This window comes from Sinorhizobium sp. 22678 (assembly GCF_052044265.1).
Classification (GTDB): Bacteria; Pseudomonadota; Alphaproteobacteria; order Rhizobiales; family Rhizobiaceae; genus Sinorhizobium; species Sinorhizobium meliloti_A.
Genome location: NZ_JBQEMS010000008.1, coordinates 202,248 through 228,006, shown reverse-complemented (window position 1 = coordinate 228,006; position 25,759 = coordinate 202,248). Strand labels below are relative to the sequence as shown.

The following is a 25,759-nucleotide window of genomic DNA, read 5'->3' as shown; positions in this document are numbered from 1 at the left end:
TGCCGCGTTGACGACCGGCCGATATGAAAGCCCATGACCGCCAGGATTCTCGTCAGTGCCTGCCTCATGGGACATGCCGTTCGTTACGACGGCGCATCGAAGCCGCTCATTCACCCGGCGATCGATCGCTGGAGGAGGGAAGGGCGGCTCGTCACCATCTGTCCGGAAATGTCGGCCGGCATGCCGGTGCCGCGTCCGCCGGCCGAGATCGAAGGGGGCAGGACGGGCGCCGACGTGCTCGCCGGCAGGACGCGCGTCCTCGAGAAGACGGGCGGCGATGTGACGTCGGAGTTTCGTCGCGCAGCGGAGAATGCGCTTGCGCTGGCACGCGAGACGAATTGCCGGTTTGCCCTGCTGATCGACGGCAGTCCATCCTGCGGCTCCCGCTTCATCTATGACGGCCGGTTCAGCGGCGAGCGTATTGCGGGTGAGGGCGTGACGGCCGCGCTGCTGCGGGCCAACGGCATCGAAATCTATTCCGATCGTGAGATAGAGACCTTGGTCGCAAGGGTCGGCGATGCCGGCAACGAAGTTGGGGTATCGCTCTAAAGATTACGCCCCTGCTTCTCTCAGGGGCGCAACCTCTCGCTTTTGCAGCGAATTTGCCCGTCAGCCTTGAACGTCGACTGACTGGGGCAGGGAACGTTAATAATATGGTATCAATCTAGGCGAAGATCGAAAATAGCCGGATCAATTTTCCGTGAACCGCCGCTGGCCATGGAGGCAGCAACCGCGGCGGTTTTTGCGGTATGGTCGATGGAGATTTCCGCGATCTCGCCGCGGTGCGTGCTTGCCGAGACGTCGGCCGCTGCCGGTTCGCCGGTCTGCATTCCCGCGGCCCGGATCGCGACATCCGATGCATCGTTGACGAAAATCACCGGCGAGCCGCCCAGCCACGCTTCCGTGCGCACCGACTTCACCTCTCCATGGATTTCCTTGAGCTCCACGCGATCCGTGCCCGGCGCAAGATCCGGGACGACGTAGGAAGGCTTCCTCTTTGGCTGCAAGGGCGGGCAGGCCGAGCAGGAAACCGTCGCGACGCTCGAATTGACAGCCTCGCCGGAGGTGATGTTGTCGATCGAAGAGGCTGCCGCAGGACCGGCGGTATAGACGAGAGCGGCTGTGATCAGCAGGGAACGCATTGATCTCTCCTCGATTGGTCAAGGTGAGAATAGCGGTCTCCCCTTACCTTCCGGTCAGGAGAAATCATAAAATTTGAACGATACGGCCTTTCCTGCAGCGCCGCTCGCTGAAGCCGTCAGGCAGTCTCGCGCGCGATTGCCCGCCAGCCGATGTCGCTGCGATAGAAGCCGTTCTCCCAGCGAACGCCGCGAACCGCCGCATAGGCTGCGTCCTTCGCCTCGCCGACGGTCTTTCCCGTGGCGGTGACGTTGAGCACCCGGCCGCCGGTTGCGACCAGCCCGCCTTCCTTCATTGAGGTTCCGGCATGAAATACCTTGGTCGCGGCGGACGCGTCGGGCAGGGCCTCGATCGGCGTATTTTTCTCGTAGGCGCCCGGATAGCCGCGCGAGGCCATCACCACGGTCAGGGCAACGTCGTCGCGCCACTCCGCTTTCGTCCCCTCGAGCGTTCCGGTGGCCGCCGCGTAGAGCAGCGGCAGGAGGTCGCTCTCGAGCCGCATCATCAGCACCTGGCATTCGGGATCGCCGAAGCGGACATTGTATTCGATGAGTTCCGGGCCCTTTTCCGTGATCATCAAGCCGGCAAAGAACACGCCGGCGAAGGGATGACCGCTTTCGGCCATGCCGCGGACGGTCGGTTCGATTATCTCTTTCATCGTCCGTTCCACCATCTCGGCGGTCATGACCGGCGCGGGCGAATAGGCGCCCATGCCGCCGGTGTTCGGCCCGGTGTCGCCGTCGCCGACACGCTTGTGATCCTGGGCGGAGGCGAGCGGTAACACGCTCTTGCCGTCGCAAAGGCAGAAGAAGCTCGCTTCCTCGCCGTCGAGATAGGCCTCGACGACCACTTCGGCGCCGGCCGCGCCGAAGGCGCCCGCGAAGCATTCGTCGACTGCGGCAAGGGCCTCGTCGAGGCTCATCGCCACCGTCACGCCCTTGCCGGCGGCAAGGCCGTCGGCCTTGATGACAATTGGTGCGCCCTCTTGGCGGACATAGGCCTTGGCGGACGCGGCATCGGTAAAGCGTCTATAGGCCCCGGTCGGGATCCCGTATCTCGCGCAGAGGTCCTTGGTGAAACCCTTGGAGCCTTCAAGCTGGGCCGCTGCGGCCGAAGGGCCGAAGGTCGGAATATCGGCGGCGCGAAGCACGTCGCCAAGACCGGCGACCAGGGGCGCTTCGGGACCGACGACCACGAAATCGATCGCATGGGTCCTGCAGAAATCGACGACGGCCTCCTGATCTTCCGTGTCGAGGTCTGCGATCGTGGCCTCCTCGGCGATGCCCGGATTACCGGGGGCGGCATAAAGCTTGGTCAGCCTCGGCGACTGCGCGATCTTCCATGCAAGCGCATGTTCGCGGCCGCCCGATCCGATCAGAAGAACCTTCATCGCCATCCTCGCCGTCAGGAATTGTTGCGCTGCGGTTAAGACGGCAGGCGGGACGAGGTCAAGGAAAAAGCGGCCCGCGCTGCAAATTTCCTGGTGCCAGCCAGCGTGCTTCTGTCGGGAGTAACGTCAGCGCCGGCTTGCAGCCACCGGCCAGACGTCGTCGTCAGCCGGCTTGTCTGCGGCGAGCGCGACCCGGGAGAGCGCCCAGATCGCCAGCTCCGTGAGCGGGAGCGGCTTGCTGATCAGATAGCCCTGAAAGCGGTCGCAGCCCGCCGCCGTGAGCATGGCGAGCTTTTCCGGCGTATCGACGCCTTCGCCGACCACGGTCATCTCCTTCGCGTGGCAGAGCGCGACGACCGCTTTGAGTACCGCCAGCGATCGCGAAGCGGCCAGGTTGGAGACGAGCGCCCGGTCGAGCTTGATGGTATCCGCGGCATAATCGATGATCTGCTGAACCGATGTGTAGCCGGCGCCGAAGTCGTCTATCGAGAGCCGGAAGCCTTTGCTCCTGAGTTCTTCCATGTTCAGGCGCAATTGATCGCTGATCTGGACGGCGAACGTTTCGGTGAGCTCGATGTCGATCGATCGCGCCTCCAGGCCGTGGCGCGTGAGGCAGTCCGAAAAATGGTCGTTGATCGACTTCGAGTGCAGTTCGGCCGAGGAGATGTTGATCGCCAGAACCGTATCGGGGCCGAACAGCGCCTTCAGCTGGTGGCAATCCGACATCGCCTTGTCGATAACCCACCAGTCGATTTTCGTGAACAGACCGGAGCTCTCGGCTATCGGAACGAATTCGTCGGGCGTCACATGCCCCAGGACCGGCGAGTGCCAGCGCAACAGAGCCTCGCAGCCGGTGACTTTTCCGCCGGCGTCGACGATCGGCATGTAGACCAGGTGAAACTGCTCGTCGGGATCGAGCGAGCGCAGGTCATCCTGGATCTGCCGCTGGCGGGTGCGCTTGTCGTTGAGCGCGCGGGAGAAGCGGGCGGACCGGTTCTTGCCGGCGCTCTTCGCCTGGTACATGGCAGCGTCGGCATTCGAGATCAGCTCCGCGACCGAGCTCGCATCATCAGGACATGCGGCAACGCCGATGCTTGCCGTGACCGGATAACGCTTGCCGGAAAGCTCGAACCCGTCTGAAAACAGAGCGAGGATCGCGCCGCAAACTTCCCGCACCGCGCCGTCGCCGAGCTGCGAACGCAACAGAACCGCGAATTCGTCGCCGGAGAGCCGCGCGAGGATGGCCGGCTCCTGTCCGCGCCTGCGCGTGATCGCTCCGACATCGCGTGCGATCCGGGCGGCGAGCGTTTTCAAGAGCTCGTCGCCGACATCGTGGCCGTGCTTGTCGTTGACGAACTTGAAGTTGTCGATGTCGATGAAAAGCAGGCTGCATTTCTCGCCGGATGCGACAGCCTCCTGGACGGCCTGCGCGGCAAGCATGTTGAAGCGTCCCCGGTTGCTGATGCCCGTCAACGTGTCGGTCCAGGAACTCCGCTGCACGAGCTGGAGCGACTGGACGGATTGTCGATGCATCTCCCGGATGTTTCGGGTCAGACGGCCGATTTCGCCGGCCTCGTCCACCTCGGCGATTTCCGCGCGCGCGCCGGCCATCACCGCCATGACATTGGTATCGAGGGTTGCGATCGGGCCCGTGATGAAGCGGCGGATGAGCACGATGATCAGCCAGATCGAAAAGAGGCTCATGGCCAAAGCGCCGAGGGCGAGGAGCACTTTCTGACGTATCATCTGGGCTTCGAAATGCGCATCAGAAACCGTCAGCGTCGCATGCAAGGCGGGCGCGAGAGGAACGCTCGCCGACAGATCGTCGGTCACGGCAAGCGGCCACGGCTGGAGGACGATATCGGCGCCATATTCCCTTTTCAGCGGGGCCAGCAGCCTGAGAAAGCGGTCGGGCTGTACCGCAACCTGCATCAGCAGCGCATTTGCCCTGTTGCTGGGAGCCGGCCGGCCAAAGGTTACCGGATCGACGAACAGCGAATAGACGATCCGCGGCCGGTCGCCGGCGGAGTCGACATAGCTCCAGTCGCCGAGTTTCGATCCGTTGAGCAACTGGCGCGCGAGATCGAGCTGTGCCGGGTCGATTTCCGCAAAAGGATCCCAACTGTTCTCGAAGTAGTACTCCGCTTCCAGCTTGCTGTTGAGAACGGCCAGGGAGATAAAACCCGCAGGATCGTCGGACAGCGACGTCAGGCTCTCCTGCAGCCGCACACCGAGCGCATTGGCGCGATATTTCTTGTCGGTTTCGGCCACGTATTGCCGCAGCGCGTTGCCGCTCAAAAGCGCGTTGAGGGCACCGCGGCTGCGCCGAACCTCGTTCTGGAAGACGGAGGCGGCATGTTCGAGCCGTTGTGAGAGCTTGGCGTGCTCGAGTGCGCGGATGGAGCGGCTCTGGGCGACGTGTACGGAGAGAGCCGCGAGAAGATAACCTGCCAGCACGACCGGAAAGATGAGGATGAGCGCACGCTTGCCGAGGGTCACTGGAAGTTCGCCAACGTGTTGATGATTCGCCGGCGCGCTTCGATCGACCTGACGGACAGTTCCTGGTGATGCTGGTTTTTCGCTATGATTTCGGACGGCGGGTAAATTTCCGGATCGGAGCGCATGGTCTCCGGAAGGAGCTTGAGCGCCGCGCTGCTTGCGGTCGGCATGTTGAGCGCGATCGCGTTGGCAGCGGCGGCCTCCGGCGACCCGATGAAATTCAGGAACTCAAGAGCCCTTTGCTTGCGAGGGGATGCGGCCGTGACGGAAAAACAGTCGAGCCACGACAACGTGCCCTCTTTCGGGACCGCGTAGCGCCATAGCCCCGCCTTGCCGGCTTTACTGTTGAGCACATGCTGATCGCCGCTATAGCCCAGCGCCAGATATATATTTCCGGCCAAGGCGGGATCCTGGATCGAGGTGACGACGTAGTCGTAGGTCAGTACGGACGGGGCCTGCGTCTTCAGGAGCGCGAATGCGGCCTTCAGCGTTGCCGTGTCGTCGGCATTGACGGAGGCGCCGAGCAGCATCAGCGGGGGCACGAAAATCTCGCTGTGGTCGGCGAACATGGCGATGTGCTTTTGCAACGACGGTGCAGGACGCATCATGTCACGCCAGGATGTCGGTGGCGGCGTGACCACATCGGAGCGATAGAGGATGCCGACCGTGCCCCAGAAGTAGGGAAGGCCGTAACCGGCGCAGGATTTGCGCCATTGCGGCGCATAGTCCGCGAGCGCGGGCAGATTGGTCTCGGAGAGCGGCTCGATGATGCCCTTCCGTCCGAAAAGCGTCGCGCCGTTCTCATCGACGATGACCAGATCGATGTTACGGCCCGGATCGGCAAGAATCTCGTCGCGGGCATCGTCGCTGTCGAAATTGATCTGGCGGATGGAAACGCCCGTCTTTTCGGTCCAGCGGTCGATGAGACTCTCGGCGATATAGTCTTCCCAGATAAGCAGGTTGAGCGTTTCGGCGCGGCTCGCAGAAGCGCAAAGCAGTGTCGCCAGAAAGACGGAAATAGCCCTGCGTGCGTTCATTCTCTGCCCCTGCACACCCCCATCGCCGGACGCTATCCGGCAATGATTGAGGAATGCTTACGTCCGGAGCAAAGATCGTGCGGGCGCGAGGCGCCCGCACGCCTGTTCATCGCGCCGGCAGCTTCGGCAGAAATACGGTGAGCAACCCGAGGAGCGGCAGATAGGAGCAGATCTTATAGACGAACTCGATGCCCTGCCGATCGGCGAAGACGCCGAGGACCGCGGCGCCCATGCCGCCGGCGCCGAAGGCGAAACCGAAGAAAACGCCGGCGATGAGCCCCACCCGGCCCGGAACGAGTTCCTGCGCGAAGACGACGATCGCCGAGAAAGCGGACGAGAAGATGAGGCCGATGATGACGCTCAGTACGCCCGTCCAGAACAGGTTCGCATAAGGCAAGAGAAGGGTGAACGGAACGACCCCGAGGATCGAGAACCAGATGACGAAGCGGGCGCCGTATCGATCGCCGATCGGGCCGCCGAGGAAGGTTCCTGCGGCCGCCGAACCGAGGAAGAGGAACAGCATCAGCTGCGCCTGCTGTACGCTGGTGCCGAACCTTTCAATGACGAAGAAGGTGAAATAGCTCGAGATGCTGGTGAGATAGACGTTCTTCGTAGCCGTCAGCAGGACGAGGATCGCGATCGTCCACAGGACCCGCGCCTTCGGCAGGGGCAGCGCGCGGCTGGGGACGGGACGGCTCATGGTCGCGCGGCGGTGGCGGACGTACCACATGCTCACCCAGGAAAGCACGAAGAACCCGGTGATGGCGACGATGGAGAACCGGCCGAGGCTGCCCTGGCCGAAAGGGAGCACGATGAATGCGGCCAGCAGCGGGCCAAGCGCGCTTCCGGCATTGCCGCCGACCTGGAACAGCGACTGAGCCAGCCCGTGGCGGCCGCCCGACGCAAGCCGGGCCACGCGGGAGGATTCGGGGTGGAAGATCGCCGACCCGATGCCGATCAGGCTCGCAGCCAAGAGAAGCATCCAGAAGTGGTCGGCATTGGCGAGAAGCAGGAGGCCCATGCAGGTCGAGAGCATGGCGAACGGCAGCGAATAGGGTAGTGCCCAGCGATCCGTCACGATGCCGATGGCCGGCTGCAGCATCGACGCCGTCACCTGAAACGTGAACGTCAGAAGGCCGATCTGGACGAAATCGAGCGCGTAGTTTTCCTTGAGCAAAGGATAGAGCGCCGTCAGCAGCGATTGCATGATGTCGTTCAGCATATGACAGAAGCTGACCGCCAGGATGACCGAAAATGCTGTCTTTTCCGGGCTGATGGTGCCCGCCGACGTGACCGTTGCCATGGAGAATGTTTCCTTAGGGGGCGGCCCGCCAACGGAGCCTTTTCGGCCATCTCTAGACGGGTTGTCGCTGGCCTGCTTTTGTGATTTGGTCGAGTTCTTTCGAGAGTGGGCCATATGGCGAAATCCGACCGACATCACCTGCCAAAGTTGCCGGACGCGGACCATTTCAGAAGCCTGGAATGGATCGAGAAGGCGAACGCGCCCGTTCTCGCGATCGGGAGGGACTACGCCTGCGGGCTCACCGTGCCCTCCCACAGCCACAGCCGGACGCAACTCTGGTGGGCGCGTTCGGGGGTGGTGCTCGTCTATACGTCGGAGGGACGCTGGATGATTCCCCCGGGACACGCCCTGCTGGTTCCCGCGGGAATCGAGCATTCGGCCGAGATGGTCAGCGATGTGCGTATGCATTCCATCTACATCCCGCCGGAGGCAAGCGAAGCGCGCCGGCCCCTCGTCCTGGAAATGAGCGCGCTCGTCGGCAGCCTCATCGACGAACTCGTCGGCGCCGGGAACGAAGCATCGTCGGAACGGCGCGAAAGCCTGATCATGGAATTGCTGCTCACGGAAATACCGCGGCTCAACCAGCGACCTTTAGGCCTGCCTTTCCCGCGCGACCGCAAGCTTGCAGCCCTCTGCCGGCAATTTCTGGAGGCGCCGTCGGCATCCGCGAATATCGACGCGTGGGCGGCGCGCATGGGCATCAGCCGGCGTTCCTTCACGCGGCTCTTCCGGCAGGAGACGGGCGTGAGCTTCGTCACGTGGCGCCAGCATGCCTGCATCTTCGCCTCGCTGCCGCGCATTGCGGACGGCGAGCCGATCACCACGGTGGCGCTCGACGCCGGTTACGAGAACGTCGCAGCTTTCACGACCATGTTCCGCCGCATGCTGGGTGCGCCGCCGAGCGTCTACCTGCGTGACCAGCGAACCTGAACCGCGTCGGCACTTTTCGTGGAATTGCGCCAAGGCCTGTTGAAATTCGGGCCACCCGCGGCGGCTTGATTGATTTCCTCATTCCCCGCGCCGCAGACGCGGCGCTGCTGGATCTCTGTGACGAGCACGAGAGATGAGGGGAGGAGAGGAGAGGTTGCAGTCCTCCGATACGTTTCCTACAGCGCCGCGCGTCTTATAAGACGCGCAAAGGTCGCTGTAGCCCTTTGAGCTGCTGCTGTTTCTGTCCTTTGATCGGCTACGATCAACATGCAGTGGCGCACGGTCGGTGCTCGAGGAGTTCACGCGCATCGCCATGCGCGCCGACAAAGCCGACCAGAGCTTCAACGCCATTATTCATCTTGCAGCAGCCGTCATAAACTCGAAGTGAATCGCAACAGGCCTTAGTTCAAACTGCGAAGTAGCCGCGGTTCGGTATGAATCCCGAAGCTGAACAGATCGGATTAACGGAATCTCATGGACTTGCCGAAGATAAGAAGGCGTTGTATGAATGGGTAGACACCCCTTATACGTGCTTGAGTCACGTCCTGGGTTTGCCAGCCCAATAAATTATTCTTCGGAGTATAGATGAGAACTCGTGTTGTTTTTCTTGCGTCTCAGGTTTTTCTGTTGCAGCCGGAGTCGTTGCCGCCGAAGAACGCCGGTACCCCTGGTCTGGAGACTGGTATCTGAAGATAGGCGCCACTGGTTTTCTCGGTCCGGAGTATGAAGGCGGTTCGAAGCGCATGCTTCAGGCGGCGCCGCTCGTTTCGCTCGGCAAGGCTGGCAGCGCCGTGCGCTTTTCGTCGCGCAACGACAACATGTCCTACGCCCTGCTCGACCAGGGACATTTTCGCGCTGGCGCCGTCGGCAAATTGATTTTCGAGCGTGACGAGGACGATTCGAGCGATCTTAAAGGCCTCGACCATCCGAAATTCGGCGGCGAAATCGGCGGTTTCGCGGAAGTCTACCCCACGGACTGGATGCGCCTTCGCGCCGAGATACGTCAGGGTATCCGCAGCCATCACGGGGTCGTCGCCGACGTCGCGGCGGATGCCTTCGCCGATCTCGGCGAAACCGTCCGCATTTCCGCCGGACCGCGGTTGACGGCGGCATCAAGCGATTATTTCGACGCCTATTATGGCGTCAACGCAGCGGAATCCGCTGCTTCGGGACTCGGCACCTATGATCCGGGTGGCGGTATTCACTCCGCTGGGTTCGGGGCGGAGATCAACTGGATGGCGACCGAGAAGCTCAAAACGGGTGTCTATGCCGAATATCGGCGATTGATGGGCGCTGCCGCCGATTCAAGCCTCGTACGCGAGCGCGGCAGCCCCGACCAGTTCCTCGTCGGGGTGACCGCGACCTATCGCTTCGATTTCACGCTCCCCTGACGGGTCGGCCTGGATGCGGTGGGATGAAATGGAGCGCTTGACCGGCGGGTTTTGCGGGGCCAAACAGAGGCCATGAACAGTTCTTCCGTCGATTCCGGCCGCGTGCACGACGCGCCGTCCAACAATTGGGTCTATCGGGTTCTGCCGCGAGCGCTGTGGCCCTATGCGCAGCTCGCGCGTTGGGACCGGCCGATCGGCTGGCAATTGCTCTTGTGGCCGTGCCTGTGGTCGGCGGCCATGGCGTCCGGAACGGCGGCATCGCTCGGCAGCTTTTCGGCTGGGCGATTTCTCTTCCATGTCTTTCTGTTCGTTGTCGGAGCGATTGCCATGCGCGGCGCCGGCTGTACCTACAACGACATCGTCGATCACGACATCGACATGGAAGTGGCACGTACGCGCTCCCGACCGCTGCCTTCCGGCCGCGTCACCCGTTTTCAGGCGAAGGCATTCATGCTGTTGCAGGCCCTTGTGGGCCTCGTCGTGCTGCTGCAGTTCAACGGTTTCACGATTTTTCTCGGCTTCCTTTCGCTGGCGCTGGTCGCGATCTATCCTTTCGCCAAGCGCTTCACGGACTGGCCGCAGTTTTTCCTCGGGCTCGCCTTCTCCTGGGGCGCGATCATGGGCTGGACCGCGGAATTCGGCAGCCTCTCCCTGGCCGCGATCATCCTCTACGTTGCCGCCATCGCCTGGACCATCGGTTATGATACCATCTATGCCTATCAGGACAGGGAGGACGACGAGCTGATCGGCGTTCGCTCGACCGCGCGCCGCTTCGGCGACAACCCGCGGCCCTGGCTTATCGGGCTATACGGGATTGCGGTTTTCCTGATGCTTTTCGCCTTCCTGTCCGCCGGCGCCGGATTTTTCGCCTATGTCGGGCTTCTGGTGGCCGCGGTGATGCTCGCCTATCAGATTCTCGTATTGAACATTCACGATCCGCTACAATGTCTCGCGCTGTTCAAGTTCAACGGCGTCGTCGGCCTGATCATCTTTGCCGGACTTGTGCTCTCGCTTCTCGTGCGGCTCATTTGAACGCAGAAGCCGGCCCTACGGCGCGGAGCGTCGAAGGGCCGGCTTGCTGATCGTTGTCTTGTGACTTGGAACGCTGCGGTCACGCCCGGGCGATGATTTCGCGGCCGTCGATCTTCATCTGGATGCCGAGACTGCCGGTGGAGCGGCGCACGAGAAAGCGCGGCCGGCGCTCGGCGAAAAAGGAATGGCGGCGGCGCGGCTTTGCGGGAGCGGTGCGAACATCGCCGATATGTTCCTCGAGCGGCCGCGCGACCCCGTCGGCTTCCACCATGAGCATCGGAATGCGATAGGCTTCGGCCCAGGCGCGCCAATCGGCTGCGATGTCCGAAAGATCATGAGCCACGAGCAGCGGGATACAGAGATCCGGATCATCGTGATGAAGTTCGAGCGTCACTGTAACCTCCCCGTCGCCATGGTCGATTGCCCGTGCCGCCACACCCTTGAAAGCTCGCGCCGGCAGAGCGATCGAAAGCGGCAGGCCGCTGAATGGTAGCACCTTGCGCAGAACAGCGCCACGCTCGTCAAGGCTGATGCTGACATTCCCCGTGTGCCCGCGCAGCACGTAGCTTGCTTGCTGCGGAAAGCGCTTCGGGTCAAGTCTGAGCGTGTTTCCGACCCAAGCCGGCTGAGAGAGTGTATTACGCATTTCATATCGCCCTTGTTTTTCCTTGAGAGCCGTTTCCGGCTTTCCTCTCGGGACTTTTCGTCCTCTAGGGGCCGAGGATAGGCGGGCTCCGTTCCGGGCGGCTTAAAATTCGCGGTTAAAAAAACTTTGCTGTCTCCGATGGTTAGCAAAAGCCGAGGCCGCAAGGTTTCTCATTCGTCAATGAAACCGCAGGCATTTTCGATGTGCTTTGCCAGGGGGATGCGGACGGAAAAACGGGCACACGTTTTTTCTCATCCGCTCCAGCGGCAAAAGCCACACACAAGCATGCTGCGCGATCTTCGCCATCATCGGAGTGGTTTCAGGGGATGTCGGCGCGCCGGCGGTCCCCGTTCCTTGCTGGCGGGCGACGCATGGTTTCGACTTATCTCGACTACAATCTGATCGCACGGGACATGAAGCTCAGCCTGAGACGCGTGTCGGAGCAGACGATCGTCGCCCGCGACACGCAGTACTACAGGGAGAACATCGGCAGTGTGGCCTCCGTCGACGAGTTCCTCGCCGACTACCGCCTCTATTCCTACGCGATGAAGGCCTATGGCCTGGCGGATATGATCGAGTCGGTCGCCTTCATGAGGAAGGTGCTCGAAAGCGACCTGTCCGACGATAACAGCTTTGCCAACAAGCTGACGGACGAACGATACCGCGAATTCACGATGGCGTTCAGCTTCAGCGGTGGAACGGCGGTTTCCCAGACCGAAGCGCAGCTCGACGCGATGATCGGCCTTTACAATACGAGTATCGCCAGCATCGGGGAAACCCAGAAGGAAGAGACGCGCTACTACAACGTCATGATCGACAAGGTAACGAGCGTCGATCAGCTTCTGAACAATGAGCGTCTGCGGACCTATGTCTTCACCGTCTTCGGTATCGACGAGAGTACGTACTCCCGTGAAACGCTCCGCAACGTTCTCTCCAGCAATGCCGACGATCCGGACAGCTATGAGAAAACCGTGCTCGAACCCAGACTATCGGAGCTCGAGGCTGCCAGAGCCGACGCCCAGGCGAAGCTCCAGCAGAGCGGCACGACGGAGGCGGAAAAGCTGGAACTCCGGGCGAAGATAGCCACCTACAACAAGTCGATTTCCACGGTCAGCAATTACCTGGCGATGGCGGCGGCTTTCCAGTTCAACGCCGACGGCACGGTGGCCGCGGGATCGGCGCAGACCGCCGCGCACAAGAAGACCATGAATGAACTCTACGTCTCCAGCAATCCCCGGATCACCCCCCAGGCAGCGCTCCTGAACAAGGCCTATTTCGAGGAAAAGATCGCGAGCATCACGACCGTCAGCGAGCTTGTCGCCGATACGCGCCTCTATAACTACATCCGCACGGCCTTCGATCTCAACGAGGTCACCATCGTGGCGGCGACGATCAAGAATATCCTGACCAGCGATCCGGACGACCCGAACAGCTACATCAATACGATCGGCAAGGGGAACGAGAACTACAAGGCGCTCGCCAGGGCCTTCAACTTCCAGGCGGACGGCACGCTCGCGGCGGGCGATGCGGCGCAGACCACGGAACAGACGACACTCACCTCCAGCCGTTACATGACGCGCTACAACGACAAGGACGACGCAGCGGACGCGAAGGCGATCGGCGCCTATAAGCTTGCCGTCGAGAAGATGGCGTCCGTCGGCGACTTCATCGACACGGCTTCGATCTACGATTTCGCGCTGCAAGCGGTCGGTCTCGATCCGGACGCCGAAAGCGCACGGACGATCAAGCGGGTTCTGACCAGCGATCTCACCGATCCGGAAAGCTTCGTCTACACGCTGAAAGACGAGCGTTACCTGAAGCTCGCCCAGCTGTTCAACTTTACGACATCGGGCGACATCGGCGTTCCGGCATTGGCCCAGTCGGAGACGCTGATTCAGGAGACCGCCAAGACCTACATCGTCAACAAGTCCCGTTTTGGCTCGGAGGAGGACAAGACCACGGCCAAAGCGGATGCCGAATATTATACGGCCGAGGTCGCCAAACTCTCTTCTCTCGACGAATTTCTGGCCGATTCCCGCCTGGTCGATTTCGCTCTCGCGGCAAACGGCATCGATCCCGAGAATGTCACCGTCGATTTCCTTCGCGACATCTTCACCTCCGATCTGGACGATCCCAAGAGCTTCATCAATCAGCAGCAGAACTCCGGGGCCTATATCGCCCTGGTCACCTCGTTCAATTTCGACCGCGGCGGCAACGTGCTGCGCGAGGACAAGAGCGTCATCGTCACGCGGCAGGGGCTTTACGAGACCCTCGACCGGTATCTGCACCAGACGCTGGAAGAACAGGCCGGCGAGGACAATGCAGGTGTCCGCCTGGCACTCTATTTCGAGCGCCAGGCAGGCTCGCTCGTCGACGCTTACGATCTCCTGGCCGATGATGCGCTCGCCGAAGTGTTCCGCACGATCTTCAGCCTGCCCGACGAATTCAGTTCCATGGACATCGACCAGCAGGCAAAGATCGTCGAGAAGAACCTCGAGCTAGAGAAGCTGAGCGATCCGGCCGAGCTGAAGAAGCTCCTCGCGCGCTTCACCGTGCTCTACGATCTGGAGAACAACATGGAAGTCGATCCGGCCGTGGTGGTGCTCTCGGGCAGCGGCAGCAATATCGGCATCAGCGCCGATACGCTCTTCCAACTGTCGCAACTCAGGAAGGGCGGGTAGGGCTTAACGGCGGCCGGACCGGCACGCGTCGTTACTCGCCTCAATCCTCGCGCAGCACCTTATCGGGGTTCATGATCCCCGCCGGGTCGAAAGCGTGCTTGATCCGCCGCATGAGCTCGATCTCGATCGGCGAGCGGATCGCCGCGAGTTCGTCGCGTTTCAACTGGCCGATGCCATGCTCGGCAGATATCGAGCCCTCATGCTTGAGCACGACGGCGTGAACGATCGCATTGATCTCGCGCCACCGGTCGAGAAAGCCCTGCTTGTCCGCGCCGACGGGCTGGGAGATGTTGTAGTGGATATTGCCGTCGCCCATATGGCCGAAGGCGCAGATGCGTGCGCCGGGAATGGCCTTGGAGACCAGCGCATCCGCTTCCGTCATGAAGGCCGGAATGCTCGATACCGGGACCGAAACGTCATGCTTGATCGAGCCGCCTTCGGGCTTTTGTGCCGGCGACATGCTTTCGCGCATGTGCCAGAGGGCTCTGCGCTGCGCTTCGTTCTGGGCAATGACGGCGTTCTCGACGAGACCGTCGGAGATGACCGCTTCGAGAAGGTCTTGCACCATCCGCTCCGCGCTTTCGGCGGTATCCGAGGTGGAGATATCGATCAACGCGTACCACGGATGCGTCGTTTCCATCGGATCTCGAACGCCGGCGATGTGCCGGGTGGTGAACTCGATGCCGAGCCGCGGCATCAGTTCGAAGCCCGTCAGGGCCGGCCCGCAGAGGCTCGATGCCCGATCGAAAAGCACCAGTGCGTCCTCGACGCTTCTGAGGCCGGCAAAAGCCACCTGGTGGCCCCGCGGTTTCGGGAAGAGCTTCAAAACGGCGCCGGTTATGACGCCGAGCGTTCCCTCGGCACCGATGAAAAGATCGCGCAGATCGTAGCCCGTATTGTCCTTCTTGAGGCGTCTGAGCCCGTTCCAGATCTCCCCGGTCGGAAGCACGACCTCCAGCCCCAGGCAAAGCTGGCGCATATTGCCATAGACAAGCACGGCAGTGCCGCCGGCATTGGTCGAAAGATTGCCGCCGATCCTGGCAGAGCCTTCCGAGCCGAGTGACAGGGGAAAAAGCCGGTCGACGTCATCGGCGGCCTTCTGGATCTCCGCCAGAATACAACCGGCATCGGCCACGATCACGTTGCCGACCGGGTCGATGTCGCGGATGCGGTTCAGCCGCTCGAGGGAAAGGACCACGTCGGCTCTGCCCTCGCGCGGAATCTGGCCGGCCACATGTCCGGTGTTGCCGCCCTGCGGCACGACTGCCGTTCGGGTCTGGCTCGCAAGCCGCATGACCAGCGAAACTTCCTCGACGGAGCCGGGCCTGAGCACGAGCGGCGTCGTGCCGTGATAGAGCCCGCGGGACTCGACCAGGTAGGGGGCCGTGTCGGCGGGTGCGGTGAGGGCATTGCCGGGCCCGACGATGTCGACGAAGGAGGCGATGAGTTCGGGAGATGGAAGTATGGTGGTCATGGCCCTGCCTCGGATCACGTGGTTGCTTCAAGCGTGCCGCTGGCCATCAGCCCCGCGGCGCGGCCGCGCGCTGCAGCCGGTCGATGATCGCTTCGCCGAGCCCCACGCTCGGGATCGGGCCGAAAGCGATGGTCGCGGCGCCGCTGGCATCCGCCTTTTTCATATAATCGAAAAGATTGGCCGCGGCTTCCCGCAGGCTGCCGCCCGGACTGAGATCCAGGACGATTGCGGCATCGCCTTCACCGGGAAGTGCCTTTCCGCCGAAGCGGATGAGGGCCTCTCCTTTCCGGACCTCATCTGCATTGAGGCGCACAGCGGCACCGGGAGCATAATGCGAGGCGAGCATGCCGGGCGCCTCGATGACAGCGCCGGCGGTCTCCGGGCGCTCGATGGCAAGACCGGTCAAAGCTTCGATCTCTGCCGCGTCGAGCCCCCCGGGCCTCAGCAGCCGCAGCTTTCCGTTCTCGACCTTGACGATGGTCGATTCAAGGCCGATCGCGGCCGGGCCTGCGTCGAGGATGAGCTTCAGCCTGGAGCCGAGATCCGCCTGCACATGGGCGGCACTGGTGGGACTGATCTTGCCCGAGGTGTTGGCGCTCGGCGCCGCCAAAGGCCGCCCGAATCGGGCGATCACCCGACGCGAGAACCCGTCGGGCATCCGAATTCCGAGCGTATCGAGACCGGCGGATGCGAGCGTGTGCACGGTGCTTTCCCGCCGCTGCGGCAGGATCAGCGTGAGGGGGCCAGGCCAAAAAGCCTCGGCCAGACGTCTCGAAACCGGATCGAAGGTCACATGCGCCTCCGCCATCGCCAGATCGGAGACGTGACAGATCAGCGGATTGAACCGCGGCCGCCCCTTCATCTCGTAAATGCGGCTGATCGCATCGGGGGTCGTGGCATCGGCAGCAAGGCCGTATACGGTCTCCGTGGGGATCGCCACGGGTTCCCCGTCCGAAAGAACTGCGCAAGCCGTCTCGATTGCCCGCTCCGGTTCGATGCGCGTGTCGATGATCTCGGCCATGGCGTTCTGATCCTTTCCGTCGCTTCCTTAACGGAGCGATTGCAAAAACAGAACGATTTTCTTGGTCAAAGGCTGCGAATGATCCGCCGCAAGGCTTCGTCGCGTGCGCCGAGTATCAGCACGTTCTTCAGCGCCACCTTCGGATCCTGCGTCCGGAAAATCAGGCCGTTGCCGCGCACGTTGCGGTTGACGACGATCCGTCCTTCGCCGGCATCGGGCTCGATCGCGACGGCGAAATACATGCGCGAATAGCCCGGCTGGATACGGTCGAAGAAATGGGTCTCGTTCCCGAGGTCGCAGAAGAAGTTCGCGAGATAAAAGGACCAGGTGATCTCATGTCCCTTTGCGAGGCAGGTTTTCGCGGCGGTCACGTGGCAGTAGCCGAGATGCGGACTGTTGGCGAGCGTGCGATGGTAGACCATCTTCGGGAACTGCATCGAGGCATGAAACCCGTTGATTCGGCTGTGGGTCGTCTCGCCCGCCGTCGTCAGCTTCCGCGCCGTCTGCTGCGCAACCTCGGCATAACTCAGATACTGCCGCTCGTTCGCCATCCACCGGCGTCTATCGATCCGGCCGGTCCGCAGGAACTCGGTGTGAGCCTTGGCTTTCGCCGGTGCGGCCGCCTTGTCGGCAGCGTCGTAATATCGGAGTTTTGCCATGGGCGTCGTCGCGCCGTCCTGTCCGAAAGCGGGTTGATGGTAGCGAACGTAAATCATCACAGTTAACGAATTGGTTCGTTTGCGGCCGTGCGAGCATCGATCAGACCTTGTGTCGGTGGGCCGTGTCGTAAAATGGCCAGCCGCCTTCGCGCCATGAACGGCGCTGCCGAAAAATCCGCCGGCTGCGCGGAGATTCACCTACTTCCTTGTTTGTTATGGATAATATCCGTCTGCCAATCGTGCCGATTGCGCCGCGAATGGCTGTCGTCTTTCTGGAAGCGGATGTCGTCTATTGGCAGTTGCCGGACCGGCCCTGAGGCTTAGATGAGGACACTCAAGGTGCTGCCTCGAAGGGAAGGCGGAGAATTGGGAAGCCGGTCAAATCCCGGCGCTGCCCCCGCAACGGTGGTGGAGCGAACAGCCACGGCAGAAGGCCACTGGACACAGCGTCCGGGAAGGCGCCGGGCAGGTCCCTTGCGGACAGCTCCAGAGCCCGGAAACCAGCCTTGAAGCAGAAACAGACCGTAGCTGGTTGCGGCGGGCAGCCGGATCGGAGCCAATTGCGTTGCGGGTCCATGCGGCCGGCGCGGGTTCCAGTCCTGCCTCTCCGAAACGGCGGAAAACGAGGATAAGGGCATGGAAATTCAGACCGAAATGCTGCGCAAGCTGAAGACCCGTCGCGATGGCTACAGCCTCGACCGCGCCTTCTACGTCGATCCTGATTATTATCGCCAGGACCTGGAGCAGATCTGGTACAAGGATTGGCTGTTCATCGGCCATGATTGTGAAGTCCCGCGGCCGGGGAACTATTTCACGGTGCAGGTCGGCGATTACCCGGTCGTTATCGTTCGAGACAGACAGGGCGCGGTGCGGGCACTGCACAATTCGTGCCGCCATCGCGGCTCGCGCGTCTGCACGCAGCACAAAGGCTCATCCGCCAAACTCGTCTGTCCCTACCACCAGTGGACCTACGAGCTCGACGGCCGCCTGCTCTTCGCGCGGCAGATGCCCGAGGGCTTCGACCCGGCCGAACACAGTCTTAAGCCGATCCACTGCGAAACCGTCGGCGGTTACATCTTCATCAGCCTTGCCGAACAACCGATGGACTTCCGGCCGTTCCGCGAGACGGTCGCGGCCTATCTCGCGCCGCACCGCCTCGGGGAAACGAAGGTCGCCTTCGAGAGCACGATCGTCGAGAAGGGCAATTGGAAGCTGGTCTGGGAGAACAATCGCGAGTGCTACCACTGCGCCGCCAATCATCCGGAACTCTGCCGTACCTATCCCGAAGCGCCGACCGTCACCGGTGTCCAGGGGGCGATGAACGACCCGGAAATCGGCGCCCATTGGCAGAAATGCGAGGCGGCGGGCCTTCCGAGCGCTTTCAGGATCGCGCCCACCGGCCAGTTCCGCATGACGAGAATGCCGCTGATCAACGGCGCCGAGAGCTATACGATGTCCGGACAGAAGGCCGTGCGCAGGCAGCTCTCCGCCGGGCTTGACGCCGATGGCATCGGCACGCTGCTCCTCTTCCATTATCCGACGACCTGGAACCACATTCTGGGCGATCATGCGATCACCTTCCGCGTTCTGCCGCTCGGGCCGGAACTGACACAGGTTACGACCAAATGGCTGGTCAACAAGGATGCGGTGGAGGGCGTCGACTATACGATAGACGAGCTGACGCACGTCTGGACGGAGACCAACGACCAGGACCGGCAGATCGTCGAGGAAAACGCGTTCGGGATCCGCTCGCCGGCCTATGAGCCGGGTCCATATTCGGCCGAACACGAGGGCGGCGTCATGCAGTTCGTCGAGTGGTATTCGAGCTTCATGCTGGACCGCCTTCAGGGCGGGGCCACGCAGCTCTCGCGGGTGGCATGACCATGGAAATGCCTCGCTCCTTTCACCATTTCGACGAGCTCGATCCCTGGAGAGACCGTCAGCACATGCTGGAGTGCACGTCGGCCGTAGCCGAAGCCGCCGACGTGATGACTTTCACCTTCCGATCCGACAAGCCGGCCTGGTTCCGCTACCTGCCCGGGCAGTTCGTGACGCTCGAACTGCCCGTCTCGGCCGAGCCGGTGATGCGCACCTATACGCTGTCGTCCTCGCCCTCGCGCCCGCTTTCGGTCGCGGTCACGGTCAAGGCGCAGCCGGGAAGCATCGGCACCCGCTGGATGTTCGACAATCTGAAGCCGGGCATGATGCTCAAGGCGTTCGGGCCGCTCGGCGATTTCAGCTTCGTCCGTCATCCCGGTGAAAAGTATCTCTTCATTTCGGCGGGGTCGGGTGTCACGCCGATGATGTCGATGACGCGCTGGATGGCCGATTGCGCGCCGGAAACGGATGTCACCTTCATTTCCTGCGCCCGCCGCCCCGACGATCTCCTCTTCAGAACGGAGCTCGAAGTTCTCGCGCGTCAAATGCCGCGGCTCAATCTCGGCTTCCTCGTGGAGGGGCATGAGGCGCGGCATGGCTGGCATGGTCTGCGCGGGCGCATCGACGCGGCGAAGCTGCCGATGCTCGCACCGGATTTCGTGGAAAGAACCGTTTTCTGCTGCGGGCCCGAGCCGTTCATGGGCAATGTTCGGGCAATGCTGGAATCGGCGGGCTTCGACATGGCCGGCTATCACCAGGAGAGCTTCCAGCCCGCCGCGGCGCCGGCGGCCGAGGAGCTTGCAATTCGGGCGGGGCCGGCGGCCGATGCTGGGGCCGGTGCGGCGCGGGTGACCTTTACCATGAGCGGCAAGGAGGCGACCGCCGTTCCCGGCCAGACGATTCTGCAGACGGCCCGGGCCAACGGCGTCAGGATCGGGGCCGCCTGCGAGGGCGGCATCTGCGGAACGTGCCGGGTGATGAAGATCGCCGGCGATGTCGAGATGAACCACAATGGCGGCATTCTCGACGATGAGATCGAGGAGGGCTACATCCTCGCCTGCTGTTCGCGGCCGACAAGCGACGTCCAGATCGAGGCCTGAGTTACCGCCGCTCGGATTGGTAGGGCAGGCGTGCCTCGGCGGCCCTGACGGCGATGGAGCCGGTAACCGTCTCGTCGGCGCCCGCCCCTGATCCGCTCTCCGCCTCGGCGCGGCTTATCACCAGCGGCCGCGAAAGAGCGGCCGTTGCACTCGCATTCAACGCCGGGATCGTGCCGACGGTGGCCGAGGCGATAACGGTGAGCACCGGCGGCTTCTCCGGAAGAAGCGCGCCATGGGGCCAGACTCTCTTCAGTGCCGATGCACTCATCGCTGCGACATTCACGTCTATATCGTCGAGGGTGCCGGGCACCCGATAGGGGCAACGCTTCTTTCCGCAATTATGCGCCGACGAGAATTGCCAGAGCGCGTAGCGGTCCCAGTTTCCCATCGGAAAGACTTTGCGGATATCGGGCTTATAGCGCGCATACCAGAGCGGAAGACGCGCTAGAAGCCGATGCTTGATTCGGTTGGCGGCAATGTGTTTCGCGGTTGCGTGGTTGGTATAGAGGACGGGATAGCGCCCCGTCCGGGCCTTCACATGGCCCGCGAAGATTGCTGCGTCTTCGAGCGACATGTATTTTTCCGGATCGATCCCTTCGATATCGAGCACCATCAGCTCGTCGTCGCGCGGATCGGCATAGTCGATGAAGTGGTTCGCCTGATCGACGGGGTTGCCGGGCCTTGCCAGATGATAGGCGCCCCAGAGCAGGCCATGCGAGCGCGCGATCATCCGGCGCGTCTGATAGAGTTCCCGGCTGACCGCATATTTGCGCCACATCGTCTTGCAGTGTGCAACCGTATCGCCGCCGTGGTCACCGGTACAGGTGTAGCTTTCCGGCAGGCCGTCGGAAGCCTTCGCGATGAAGCCCGCTATCCGCTTGTCCTTCAGCATGGCTTCCCAGTCGATGCTGTTCAGCTCGTAAGCGTCGACGATGAGGGCGTTCCGCCGCTCTTTCCACGGCTCCACTTCGCTCGCGCGTGCGTTCGCCGCCGCGAAGGTCAGGCCCATGAGGACCGCCAGGCGCAAGATCATCCCTATGATCGAGATTCCCCGCTTTTCCATTCTCTGAGATTGCCGACTTAGAGTTAAGAGGTCGTAAATCTCAGCCCCGGCCTCAATCTGCGCGAGGCGGACGCTTCTGTACACCGACCTCAAGAGGCAAAGTCGACGGTCCGATTCCGCCCAGGATTGTATCGACGGCGAGATTTTTCCTTTGCTGCATCCGCGCGCGATGGTTGCTTCCGGCGACTTCTGCCCTAGTCTTGGTATGTCGCCCTTGCAAGGGCCGGTTGTACATGAAATCGAAGGCAGGAGGAAATGATGTCACTGAAATGGCTTTCGGGCGCGCTTGCAGCGATGACGCTGGCGGCATCGGCGGTGCCGTCTCAGGCTTTCACGCCTCTGCCCCCGCGGGTTGCCGTCGAGAGCGCCGTCACGGACGTTCAGTACGCGCCGCGGCGCGGTTATTATCGGTATGGCGACTTCTATTACTATAACGGCTATCGTGGGTACCGCTATCAGCGACCCGGCTATCGCTATTACCGCGGTTGGTGGTACCCGGGGGCTGCCTTCCGACCCGGCATCGTGATCGAGCGCCGTCCCGCCGTTCGCCCGCCGGTGCGCTACGGCAGCCGGCATATCCAATGGTGCTATGATCGCTACCGCTCTTACAGGGCTTACGACAACAGCTATCAGCCCTATAACGGGCCCCGCCGGCAGTGCTATTCTCCCTATAGCTGATCGGTCCGCTTCGCTCAAATAATGCCGATGCGCTTGAGCACGAGCCAGGCAACGCCCATCGACGAGGCAATGAACATTCCCGCAAAAACGGTGCCGCTGCCCTCGGAGAAGGGTAGCGCCCCCGTGTTCATGCCGAAAAAGCCGGTCACCAGCGTCGGCGGCAGAAGGAAGGCTGTCATCAGCGAGAGGATATAGAGATGGCGGTTCGTTTCCGAGGAAATCTTGCTGTCGATTTCCTCGTGCAGCAGCCGTGCGCGTTCCTGAAGAGCGAACACATCGCGGTCGACGGATTCCAGCCGATCGGAGAGCCTCTCGGTCACGTCGATGAAGCCCGGCGGCACCTCGTCCTCTTCCAGTGCCCCGGCCCGGCGCAGCAGGGCGAGCACGGTCCTTAAGTGCCGGTGCAGCCGCACGACGGTCCGTCGCAAGGGCGCCAGCCCCGGCTGTTTCCTGTGTCCCGCCTCGCCATAGACATGGTCCTCGATGATGTTCAATTCCTCCGTCAATTCGAGCACCAGCGTGATCAGGGTGCGCTGGAACTCGACGACGAGCATTTCGAAGAGATCGATCGGGCGGCTGCATTTGGAGCTCTTTTCCACGGCCGCCTTCACCCGGTCGATGCTCCTTAGCGGATGCAGGCGCGTGGTGATGATCATCCGGTCGCTGACGGCGAAATGAAGCCAGCCGATCGTCTGCGTCACCGCGTCGAATGTCCGCTCGAAATCGACCAGCGTGCCGTGCACGACGTCATCCGCGACCGTGATCGCCGCCTGCGTGTCGTGGCTCGTAAGGGTCGCGATTGCCTCCTGCGGAAGATTGCCGATGCGCTCGATCAGCGCCGGTGTGCGCGCGTCGCTGAGCGCGAGGTGCAACCAGACCCAATCTTCACCTGCCTTAAGGCTTTCAACGGGCGAATCGGCAGCTATGCGCTGACACCGGCTTTCGCCCGGTGCGAACCGGTAGGCCCAGACGAGGCCCGGTATTTCGGGTGAAATCAGGTTCATCGGAGTGCCTCGGCCCGGAGCGGTCGAGTCGGCTTCTATTCGCGGCCCATGACAGTTTTGTTACAGTTTCGCTGGCCGGAACGCCAGCCGCCCGTGGCGAGTTGACGTTGACGTTCACGTAAAAATGATTAGTCTGCTGCGCATCTAAAAGGCGCCCGCTGCGGACGGCGGCGGATACAGGGAGGAGCACCATGTACAAGGCACCGGTCGACGAGATCGCATTCACCCTGAAACACGTCGCCGGCCTGTCCGAGGTGCTCGACGCCGGGACGTTCGGCGAACTCGGCGAGGACCTTGTGGACGCGATCCTCGGCGAGGCCGGGCGCTTCGCCTCGGAAGAGGTGGCGCCGCTCGGCGAGGTGGGCGACCGGCAGGGATCGCGGCTCGTCGATGGCGCCGTCAAGACGCCGGAGGGCTGGCGGGAGCTCTACCGCAACTGGATCGCCGGCGGCTGGAACGGCCTGACGGCTCCGGAAGCTTTCGGCGGGCAGAACCTGCCGCACATGTTGCACGTCGCCGCCATGGAAATGTGGAACAGCGGCTCGATGGCCTTCGCCCTTGCGCCGACGCTTACCATGGGCGCCATCGAAGCGCTCGAGAAGCACGGCACCGACGCTCTGAAGGCGACCTTCCTGCCGAAGATGGTCTCGGGCGAATGGATGGGGACCATGAACCTGACCGAGCCGCATGCCGGCTCGGACCTCGGCGTGCTGAAGACCCGCGCGGAGCGCCGCGACGACGGTACCTATCGCATCCTGGGGCAGAAGATCTTCATCACCTGGGGCGAGCACGATTTCACCGACAATATCGTCCATCTGGTACTCGCGCGGCTGCCCGATGCGCCATCCGGAACGAAGGGCATTTCGCTGTTTCTCGTGCCGAAGTTCCTCGTCAACGAGGACGGTACGCTTGGCGAGCGCAACGACGTTTTCTGCCACTCGCTGGAGCACAAACTCGGCATCCACGGATCGCCGACCTGCACCATGATCTACGGCGACGGGAAATTCGGCCGCGAGAAGGGGGCGATCGGCTATCTGATTGGTGATGAAAACCGCGGTCTCGCCTGCATGTTCACGATGATGAACAATGCGCGGCTCGCGGTCGGGATGCAGGGCGTCGCCATCGCGGAGGCCGCCACCCAGAAAGCGATCGCCTACGCCAAGGAGCGCACGCAGGGCCGCGCGCCGGGGTGGAGCGGCGACGGCATGAGTCCGATCATCGAGCATCCGGATATCGCCCGCACGCTGCTGACGATGAAAGCGCTGACGCAGGGATCGCGCGCCATCGCCTATGCCTGCGCCCACGCCGTCGACATGGCGCATGCCGCGCAAGGGGAGGGAGCCCGCCACTGGCAGGAGCGTTCGAGCCTGCTGACGCCGATCGCCAAGTCCTTCGCCACCGACGCCGGCGTCGACGTCGCCTCGATGGGCATTCAGGTCCATGGCGGCATGGGCTTCATCGAGGAGACCGGGGCCGCGCGCTATCTCCGCGACGCCCGAATCGCGCCGATCTACGAAGGCACCAACGGCATTCAGGCGATCGACCTCGTCACCCGCAAGCTGACGCTCTCCGATGGCGCACAGGTGCGCGGCTTCATCGCCGAACTCCGAGAGGTCGCCGCTGCCGCTGCCGCGTCGAACAGGGAAGGTTTCGGCGAGACGGCCGCACGGCTCGATGCGGCAATTGCGGATCTCGAAGGGGCGACCGACTGGCTGCTTTCGAGGCTTCGCGACGGAAAGCTCGCCGAGGCTCTCGCCGGTGCGACTGCCTATCAGCGCCTGTTCGGCCTCGTGCTGACCGGAGTCTATCTCGCCAAAGGCGGTCTTGCCGAAGCCGGTGACGGGAGGCAGGATCGGCGCGTTGCGCTTTGCCGCTTCGCAGCGGAAAATCTGCTCTCGGAGACGAGCGCGCTCAAGGACCGTGTCGTCAACGGGGCGGAAAGTCTCGCCGCAGCCCGTTCCATACTCGACTGAGGGAAACCCATGACCGACCACGTGCTCGTCGAACGGCCGGAAGCCTATCCCGGCGTTCAGCTTATCCGGTTCAATCGGCCGGAGAAGAAGAACGCCATCACGCGCCAGATGTACGCCAGGATGACGGAGGCGCTGACCGCTGCCGGAACGGATCCCGCCATCCGCGCGATGGCATTCCTCGGAACGGCAGGGTGCTTCTCGGCCGGCAACGACATGGCCGACTTCCTCGCCTTCGCCATGGGGGGCAGCATGGGGGACGAGGTTTTGGATTTCCTGCGGGCGCTTGCCGGCGCGACGAAACCGATCGTTTCCGGCGTAGACGGACTGGCCATCGGAATCGGCACGACGATCCACCTCCATTGCGACCTGACGGTCGCCTCGGCCCGCTCGGTGTTCAAGACCCCGTTCGTCGATCTGGCGCTCGTTCCGGAAGCGGCCTCGAGCCTGAGCGCTCCGCGCATCATGGGCCATCAGCGCGCCTTTGCCCTGCTTGCTGCCGGCGAGCCGCTCGACGCGGCCGGTGCGCGCGAGGCCGGGCTTATCTGGAAGATCGTGGAAGAGACCGCCGTCGAGGATGAAACGCTATCAACTGCAGCGCGCCTGGCAAAAAAACCGCCGGAAGCGCTGCGCATCGCCCGCGACCTCATTCGCGGCGATCGCAGCCATGTGCTTGCCCGGATCGAGGAGGAGGCGAAGCATTTTGCCGCGCAATTGAAAAGCGCCGAGGCGCGCGCGGCGTTCGAGGCCTTCATGCGCCGGTAGGCGGCAATTCGTCACGTCGCTTCCGGCCATCGCGACTTGCATGCATCAATTTTAATCGCTTCTTAAATAGCTCCCGCTAGCGTCCTGCCGCAGTAGGT

At 62.6% G+C, this 25,759-nt stretch carries 20 protein-coding genes, 1 pseudogene and 1 riboswitch; of the genes and pseudogenes, 10 read left to right on the top strand and 11 right to left on the bottom strand.

Annotated features, from left to right (window positions below; all coding sequences use genetic code 11):
• Positions 1-33: 33 nt before the first annotated feature.
• Complete coding sequence (locus ACTJKL_RS14720; RefSeq protein ID WP_275596660.1) at positions 34-549, top strand: 2-thiouracil desulfurase family protein; 516 nt, start codon at positions 34-36, stop codon at positions 547-549.
• Positions 550-659: 110 nt separating this feature from the next.
• On the opposite strand, the gene ACTJKL_RS14715 is transcribed toward ACTJKL_RS14720, so the two are convergent.
• The 5 genes from ACTJKL_RS14715 to ACTJKL_RS14695 all read right to left on the bottom strand — a co-directional run bounded on the left by ACTJKL_RS14715 (position 660) and on the right by ACTJKL_RS14695 (position 7,369).
• The gene (locus ACTJKL_RS14715) at positions 660-1,142 is read right to left on the bottom strand and encodes a plant virulence effector HPE1-like domain-containing protein (RefSeq protein ID WP_440853178.1); all 483 of its coding nucleotides are present in this window, start codon (positions 1,140-1,142) and stop codon (positions 660-662) included.
• A 116-nt stretch (positions 1,143-1,258) separates the two neighbouring features.
• Complete coding sequence (gene purD, locus ACTJKL_RS14710; protein WP_440853177.1) at positions 1,259-2,530, bottom strand: phosphoribosylamine--glycine ligase; 1,272 nt, start codon at positions 2,528-2,530, stop codon at positions 1,259-1,261.
• 126 nt (positions 2,531-2,656) lie between these two features.
• The gene (locus ACTJKL_RS14705; RefSeq protein ID WP_440853176.1) at positions 2,657-5,029 is read right to left on the bottom strand and encodes a putative bifunctional diguanylate cyclase/phosphodiesterase; all 2,373 of its coding nucleotides are present in this window, start codon (positions 5,027-5,029) and stop codon (positions 2,657-2,659) included.
• Positions 5,026-6,066 carry a polyamine ABC transporter substrate-binding protein gene (locus ACTJKL_RS14700; RefSeq protein ID WP_440853175.1) on the bottom strand — a complete coding sequence of 347 codons (1,041 nt, stop codon included), beginning with the start codon at positions 6,064-6,066 and terminating at the stop codon, positions 5,026-5,028. Before ACTJKL_RS14700 ends, ACTJKL_RS14705 begins: the two co-directional genes overlap by 4 nt.
• A gap of 106 nt (positions 6,067-6,172) precedes the next feature.
• Entirely contained in the window at positions 6,173-7,369 is a 1,197-nt protein-coding gene (locus ACTJKL_RS14695) for an MFS transporter (protein WP_440853174.1), read from the bottom strand.
• 114 nt (positions 7,370-7,483) lie between these two features.
• Between ACTJKL_RS14695 and ACTJKL_RS14690 the strand changes: the two genes are divergently transcribed.
• The 3 genes and pseudogenes from ACTJKL_RS14690 (at position 7,484) to ubiA (ending at position 10,722) form a co-directional block, all read left to right on the top strand.
• Positions 7,484-8,299 carry an AraC family transcriptional regulator gene (locus ACTJKL_RS14690; protein WP_018094407.1) on the top strand — a complete coding sequence of 272 codons (816 nt, stop codon included), beginning with the start codon at positions 7,484-7,486 and terminating at the stop codon, positions 8,297-8,299.
• A gap of 585 nt (positions 8,300-8,884) precedes the next feature.
• Positions 8,885-9,690, top strand: a pseudogene (locus ACTJKL_RS14685) (MipA/OmpV family protein).
• A gap of 72 nt (positions 9,691-9,762) precedes the next feature.
• Positions 9,763-10,722 (top strand): 4-hydroxybenzoate octaprenyltransferase, encoded by a 960-nt coding sequence (ubiA, locus tag ACTJKL_RS14680; protein ID WP_440853173.1) that lies wholly within the window; start codon positions 9,763-9,765, stop codon positions 10,720-10,722.
• A 79-nt stretch (positions 10,723-10,801) separates the two neighbouring features.
• Here the strand turns inward: ubiA and ACTJKL_RS14675 are convergent, their stop codons facing one another.
• Positions 10,802-11,368, bottom strand: coding sequence for a DUF6101 family protein (locus tag ACTJKL_RS14675; protein WP_100669217.1), 567 nt, complete (start codon positions 11,366-11,368; stop codon positions 10,802-10,804).
• A 371-nt stretch (positions 11,369-11,739) separates the two neighbouring features.
• Here ACTJKL_RS14675 and ACTJKL_RS14670 point away from each other — a divergent pair, with 371 nt between their 5' ends.
• Positions 11,740-14,049: a DUF1217 domain-containing protein gene (locus tag ACTJKL_RS14670; protein ID WP_440853172.1), complete on the top strand. Its 2,310-nt coding sequence runs from the start codon at positions 11,740-11,742 to the stop codon at positions 14,047-14,049.
• 40 nt (positions 14,050-14,089) lie between these two features.
• Here ACTJKL_RS14670 and ACTJKL_RS14665 read toward each other — a convergent pair whose 3' ends face one another.
• The 3 genes from ACTJKL_RS14665 to ACTJKL_RS14655 form a co-directional block, all read right to left on the bottom strand.
• A complete protein-coding gene (locus tag ACTJKL_RS14665; protein WP_440853171.1) occupies positions 14,090-15,523 on the bottom strand; it encodes an FAD-binding oxidoreductase in 1,434 nt (477 codons plus the stop codon).
• Positions 15,524-15,569: 46 nt separating this feature from the next.
• A complete protein-coding gene (locus ACTJKL_RS14660) occupies positions 15,570-16,544 on the bottom strand; it encodes an L-threonylcarbamoyladenylate synthase (protein WP_324763038.1) in 975 nt (324 codons plus the stop codon).
• Positions 16,545-16,609: 65 nt separating this feature from the next.
• Positions 16,610-17,203, bottom strand: a complete 594-nt coding sequence (locus ACTJKL_RS14655; RefSeq protein ID WP_440853170.1) for a DUF6656 family protein — start codon at positions 17,201-17,203, stop codon at positions 16,610-16,612.
• A 320-nt stretch (positions 17,204-17,523) separates the two neighbouring features.
• Positions 17,524-17,726: riboswitch (cobalamin riboswitch) on the top strand.
• A gap of 113 nt (positions 17,727-17,839) precedes the next feature.
• Between ACTJKL_RS14655 and ACTJKL_RS14650 the strand changes: the two genes are divergently transcribed.
• Together ACTJKL_RS14650 and ACTJKL_RS14645 are read left to right on the top strand one after the other, a co-directional pair.
• On the top strand, positions 17,840-19,084 hold the full coding sequence (locus tag ACTJKL_RS14650; RefSeq protein WP_440853169.1) for an aromatic ring-hydroxylating oxygenase subunit alpha: 1,245 nt from the start codon (positions 17,840-17,842) through the stop codon (positions 19,082-19,084).
• Positions 19,081-20,181 (top strand): FAD-binding oxidoreductase, encoded by a 1,101-nt coding sequence (locus ACTJKL_RS14645; RefSeq protein WP_198516563.1) that lies wholly within the window; start codon positions 19,081-19,083, stop codon positions 20,179-20,181. The genes ACTJKL_RS14650 and ACTJKL_RS14645 overlap by 4 nt, the downstream gene beginning before the upstream one ends.
• A gap of 1 nt (position 20,182) precedes the next feature.
• On the opposite strand, the gene ACTJKL_RS14640 is transcribed toward ACTJKL_RS14645, so the two are convergent.
• Entirely contained in the window at positions 20,183-21,244 is a 1,062-nt protein-coding gene (locus ACTJKL_RS14640; RefSeq protein WP_440853168.1) for a glycoside hydrolase family 25 protein, read from the bottom strand.
• Between the two features lie 258 nt (positions 21,245-21,502).
• On the opposite strand from ACTJKL_RS14640, the gene ACTJKL_RS14635 reads away from it, so the two are divergent.
• A complete protein-coding gene (locus tag ACTJKL_RS14635) occupies positions 21,503-21,922 on the top strand; it encodes a BA14K family protein (RefSeq protein ID WP_275596647.1) in 420 nt (139 codons plus the stop codon).
• Between the two features lie 14 nt (positions 21,923-21,936).
• Here ACTJKL_RS14635 and ACTJKL_RS14630 read toward each other — a convergent pair whose 3' ends face one another.
• On the bottom strand, positions 21,937-22,926 hold the full coding sequence (locus ACTJKL_RS14630; RefSeq protein WP_275596646.1) for a transporter: 990 nt from the start codon (positions 22,924-22,926) through the stop codon (positions 21,937-21,939).
• 191 nt (positions 22,927-23,117) lie between these two features.
• Here ACTJKL_RS14630 and ACTJKL_RS14625 point away from each other — a divergent pair, with 191 nt between their 5' ends.
• On the top strand, positions 23,118-24,899 hold the full coding sequence (locus ACTJKL_RS14625) for an acyl-CoA dehydrogenase family protein (protein WP_411921966.1): 1,782 nt from the start codon (positions 23,118-23,120) through the stop codon (positions 24,897-24,899).
• Between the two features lie 9 nt (positions 24,900-24,908).
• Entirely contained in the window at positions 24,909-25,661 is a 753-nt protein-coding gene (locus tag ACTJKL_RS14620; RefSeq protein WP_440853167.1) for a crotonase/enoyl-CoA hydratase family protein, read from the top strand.
• The last annotated feature ends 98 nt before the right edge of the window (positions 25,662-25,759 follow it).

Bases quoted from the DNA above. Each gene is read 5' to 3' on its own strand.
- ACTJKL_RS14715 (WP_440853178.1), bottom strand. From the start codon at position 1,142: ATGCGTTCCCTGCTGATCACAGCCGCTCTCGTCTATACCGCCGGTCCT.
- purD (WP_440853177.1), bottom strand. From the start codon at position 2,530: ATGAAGGTTCTTCTGATCGGATCGGGCGGCCGCGAACATGCGCTTGCA.
- ACTJKL_RS14625 (WP_411921966.1), top strand. From the start codon at position 23,118: ATGTACAAGGCACCGGTCGACGAGATCGCATTCACCCTGAAACACGTC.
- ACTJKL_RS14700 (WP_440853175.1), bottom strand. From the start codon at position 6,066: ATGAACGCACGCAGGGCTATTTCCGTCTTTCTGGCGACACTGCTTTGC.
- ACTJKL_RS14675 (WP_100669217.1), bottom strand. From the start codon at position 11,368: ATGCGTAATACACTCTCTCAGCCGGCTTGGGTCGGAAACACGCTCAGA.
- ACTJKL_RS14635 (WP_275596647.1), top strand. From the start codon at position 21,503: ATGTCACTGAAATGGCTTTCGGGCGCGCTTGCAGCGATGACGCTGGCG.
- ACTJKL_RS14645 (WP_198516563.1), top strand. From the start codon at position 19,081: ATGACCATGGAAATGCCTCGCTCCTTTCACCATTTCGACGAGCTCGAT.
- ACTJKL_RS14655 (WP_440853170.1), bottom strand. From the start codon at position 17,203: ATGGCAAAACTCCGATATTACGACGCTGCCGACAAGGCGGCCGCACCG.
- ACTJKL_RS14665 (WP_440853171.1), bottom strand. From the start codon at position 15,523: ATGACCACCATACTTCCATCTCCCGAACTCATCGCCTCCTTCGTCGAC.
- ACTJKL_RS14690 (WP_018094407.1), top strand. From the start codon at position 7,484: ATGGCGAAATCCGACCGACATCACCTGCCAAAGTTGCCGGACGCGGAC.
- ACTJKL_RS14670 (WP_440853172.1), top strand. From the start codon at position 11,740: ATGGTTTCGACTTATCTCGACTACAATCTGATCGCACGGGACATGAAG.
- ubiA (WP_440853173.1), top strand. From the start codon at position 9,763: ATGAACAGTTCTTCCGTCGATTCCGGCCGCGTGCACGACGCGCCGTCC.
- ACTJKL_RS14630 (WP_275596646.1), bottom strand. From the start codon at position 22,926: ATGAACCTGATTTCACCCGAAATACCGGGCCTCGTCTGGGCCTACCGG.
- ACTJKL_RS14720 (WP_275596660.1), top strand. From the start codon at position 34: ATGACCGCCAGGATTCTCGTCAGTGCCTGCCTCATGGGACATGCCGTT.
- ACTJKL_RS14620 (WP_440853167.1), top strand. From the start codon at position 24,909: ATGACCGACCACGTGCTCGTCGAACGGCCGGAAGCCTATCCCGGCGTT.
- ACTJKL_RS14660 (WP_324763038.1), bottom strand. From the start codon at position 16,544: ATGGCCGAGATCATCGACACGCGCATCGAACCGGAGCGGGCAATCGAG.
- ACTJKL_RS14695 (WP_440853174.1), bottom strand. From the start codon at position 7,369: ATGGCAACGGTCACGTCGGCGGGCACCATCAGCCCGGAAAAGACAGCA.
- ACTJKL_RS14640 (WP_440853168.1), bottom strand. From the start codon at position 21,244: ATGGAAAAGCGGGGAATCTCGATCATAGGGATGATCTTGCGCCTGGCG.
- ACTJKL_RS14650 (WP_440853169.1), top strand. From the start codon at position 17,840: ATGGAAATTCAGACCGAAATGCTGCGCAAGCTGAAGACCCGTCGCGAT.